The organism is Skermanella sp., assembly GCF_059503625.1.
Map to the genome: position 1 here is coordinate 1 of NZ_JCACHA010000183.1, position 3,473 is coordinate 3,473.

Below are 3,473 nucleotides of genomic sequence, written 5' to 3' on the forward strand. Positions count from 1 at the left end.
GAACTACCTTGCCAACTCAGGCTACGCGTTCGACTAAACCTGAAATGCTCTAGGCGACTAGCTCCTGTTGAAAAGCCCGCTGCGGCTGGCCCGATTGGCGACAATGGATGCTGCCGTTGCGGCACGCGATGCAGCTGCAGGTGCTCAGGGTCTTTCACCGAATGGCGAGCGCGAGTTGATGCAGCGCGTGGCCGAAGCAGCCGCTCAAGGTGCCGAGCGGAAATGTTACGGCTATCGCACTAGATAAACGTGTGAACGGCTGCTGATCTTGCCATCACAGCCGCACTACTGCGGGCAATCAACTATGTTGTCGCCCGCTGAAAAAGCGTTAAGTACCAGCGATGGCCTAGAACATAAATGTCTTGTCGCAGATCTCTGAAGTCAATGAAGTTTCTGTGCTCTGCCAATATTATGGAAAAATTCACTTTTAGCAAAACGGGCGCCAAGCCAGCAATTTATCCCTGGTCTGGATTGATACGGTCAAATGTTAGTAATATTACTAACTCTAAATCATGAGAATTTAGCTACTATGTTTTAGCGTCCAAAAATTTATTCACAAAGTCGGCTCCAAATATAATCGGTCATGCACCTGGAACTCGTCGAAGCAGAGCAGCGCGGCATCGGCGCTGATGGCGTTGGCCAGCGGCGGGATCGGGTCCGCCTCCCCCGGGTTGCGCCGCTTCCAGGCATGGATCGTCTGGTGGCAGTCCTGCATGAACTGGTGGAAGTGGATGCACCGCTTGCGGATGACATCGGCGCAGTCGAAGAACAGGTCCATCAGCATGGACTTGCCCCGCCCCACCTCGCCGACGAGGTAGAGGCCCTGCGGCGTCCCCCCCGGCGCCTCGGGCACCGGCTTGCGGCGCGTGAAGCGGGCGAAGAAGCCGGCCTCGGGCGGGGCTTCCGGGTGCGGATCATAGCCGCGGAGGCGGTGCCAGAGCTCCTGCAGCGTCTCGGCGGCCAGCGCCTGGGCCGTGTTCGGCTTCAGCAGCCCGGCCGCGACGCGGGCGCGATAGGCCGGCAGCGGGCCTTGATTGGTGCGGGAGGTGACGGACGCGTGCATCGCGCCCGGCGGATAGCCTGGACCGAGCGCGGGGGCGACTGGCCGGTGCGCGGAGACGCCGATGGGCCGGCAAGGCCTGCGCTTGCCTTGCCCGTTGCAAGGCCACAGCAAATCCAAGTTCAGCGCAGGCAGTCGCGCTACCCATTCCGACCGATCGGGTCGGCGGCAGCCAGCATCGCAGCCAAGGCGATCGCGGTTTGGCCGGTGCCTTGGTCTGAGAGAGCCCGTCCGAGAAGTTTATGCGCGTGTCAAGCGCTTTGCCATCAGCTCGATTATCGCCAAGCGGATCAGGGCAACCGAGGTTCGGACCAGGTTTTCGAGGTCACGCGCGAGACGGCGGCAGCGTGTCAGCCACGACAGCGAGCACGAAGCCGGTCGTGGGCATGCCGCAGCGTGCCGTCGAGCCGCCAACGCGGAAGTGCGCGAACACCATCTGCCACGGCGGGAACGAGGTGGGCAGCATGCGCCAGGCGCAGCGGGAGCGAACGAGGTAGAAGATCGCCTCGGCCATCAGGCGCCGGGGCCACTTGAGCGGCCTTCCGGTCTTCGCCGGTGGCGGAAGCAGCGGCTCAAGGGCCGCCCACTCGGCGTCGGATAGGTCGGTCGGATAGCGGCGGGATCTGGCTTCACGCATGGCTGCCTCAGCTTGGAAAGCTGAGAAACTGCAACGCGTTAACTCAGGATCCGCCTTTCCAGACAGTCAGTAAGCGTGGCAAAGAACGCGGCGGGGCGTAGGACGGGGCAGGTGGGCGGCTTCAAACGGCCTTACGGATCTTGGATCCGCCGAATGACCTCGCAGCAGGGCACGGCACTCAATGTTCAGAATGCCGAGTTCAATCCCATGCTTCTGGTCAGACCTAAAAGCGCTCAATCGGATTGTGAAGACGACGTTTTTGCAGCTACTCCAGCTTTGCGTGCTTCTTCAGCACTCGCTGCGAACATTTTTGCACACACTGTCAACGCGTCGGGCGCGGCCTTCTGGCCAACGCAACCGGTTACCAGCGCAGCCGCTGCATGAACAACAGCTTCGATCACAACATGTCGCGGCTGCTCCATCGAAAGCTCCGTTAGAGCATTTGTCATACGCTCTACGAGAGAGTAAACTTGCTTGTTGACGACGGACATCATGTACCTTTCATCACCGTAGGTATTTTTAGCTGAGAAGCCCCTTGATCTTACTTGTGAAGCCCTCGTTTACTCTGTAATTGATTATTGCGCCCATTCCCCAGGGTGTCCTTTGGGGATATAGATGACTTTGCGCTGGCAACTTTGTACCGCCGGAATTTAGTGACTCGACACAGAACAAGGCTCGCGAACGGTTTCATAACCAACTTGGCCTTTCGCATAGGGCTTGTTTCTAAACTCATGTACCCGATTGGTTAGCCGTTCCTTTACAAAGGACGCCATGGTCAACGAAACTAGTCGGTACGACACTCGATTATACGTGACCAGAGAGGCTAGTCGGTTCTAAAACCCCAATTCAATTTAGCAGATACTTGGTTGAACTATTTTGCTTGAAATTTTAAGAAGATTTTTTAATAATGGTATCGGGATAATTTGTTTATACGGAAATTAGAAGCATAGGCTATCATGCAGCGAATGTCTGAAATTGTGAAAACTTAGCCAGAGATTACTTTTATATGAGCGTTGTAAAATTCCCTGACCGTAGCCGACTTCTCTTGTCTATTGAACGGCAAGCTATCAGCCAATTTGCGGCCAAGTTCCCTGAGGCCGATCTGGAATTCACTAACCACGGCAGCCACGAGGTCGCAATGTTTCGCGTTGGCGATCGTGAGGTGTGCGTTCTGCGACAGGGAGAGGAGGTGTTGATCGTCAGCCTTTTTTGGAAGCTTATCGCTGAGAACACCGAAGTTACAGTCGAAGCTAAAGCAATAACGATCGAAGCTGCGTTGGCACTCTCTGAGCAACGTGTACAACAGACTACTGATAAAAATCGATTTTGGTAGCAGTCAGTTCTTATGGCATGATCGAATTACATCTTAGAATATTTGGATATTGGCAGAACTATCACGCAGACTGGCTGAACGTCAGTCATGCATGAGGGATCAGATATCAGTGTCAAGATTTTCGAGAACCACGTAGCTGGCTATCACTTGCGGTTGAAGTGAGCAAGGTGGCGAAGCACGAGACGGATCATAGTGAGTAGTGGCTATAACCTTTACCTGTACGGCAGCGCGTCAAAGCCTTGATTCATTTCCGCTTTGCACGGACTCGCCAGCTCTGGTGCCACGCTGTAGTTCGAGCAGCGAAGCCGGTGATGACGGCCGCTACGCTGCCCGATTTGCGCGAGCTTCTCGCCCCAGGCCGTTGAGTAGGACGCTTCGGCCCGGAAGGCGGCTGCCTAGAGCACTTTGATGTTGCTTGGAATCGCGCGTTCTGATTCGACGCT

Annotated in this window: 4 protein-coding genes; 2 read left to right on the forward strand and 2 right to left on the reverse strand. The window is 55.9% G+C overall.

All coding sequences use genetic code 11. The annotated features are described in order from the left end of the window. Nucleotides 1-553: 553 nt before the first annotated feature. The gene (zapE, locus tag AC5JJ6_RS04810; protein ID WP_496040951.1) at nt 554-1,063 is read right to left on the reverse strand and encodes an AFG1/ZapE family ATPase; all 510 of its coding nucleotides are present in this window, start codon (nt 1,061-1,063) and stop codon (nt 554-556) included. Between the two features lie 322 nt (nt 1,064-1,385). Next, on the reverse strand, nt 1,386-1,697 hold the full coding sequence (locus AC5JJ6_RS04815; protein ID WP_496040952.1) for a transposase: 312 nt from the start codon (nt 1,695-1,697) through the stop codon (nt 1,386-1,388). A 153-nt stretch (nt 1,698-1,850) separates the two neighbouring features. On the opposite strand from AC5JJ6_RS04815, the gene AC5JJ6_RS04820 reads away from it, so the two are divergent. Next, nucleotides 1,851-2,081, forward strand: a complete 231-nt coding sequence (locus AC5JJ6_RS04820; protein ID WP_496040953.1) for a hypothetical protein — start codon at nt 1,851-1,853, stop codon at nt 2,079-2,081. Nucleotides 2,082-2,703: 622 nt separating this feature from the next. Further along, nucleotides 2,704-3,030: a hypothetical protein gene (locus AC5JJ6_RS04825; RefSeq protein ID WP_496040954.1), complete on the forward strand. Its 327-nt coding sequence runs from the start codon at nt 2,704-2,706 to the stop codon at nt 3,028-3,030. Nucleotides 3,031-3,473 lie beyond the last annotated feature (443 nt).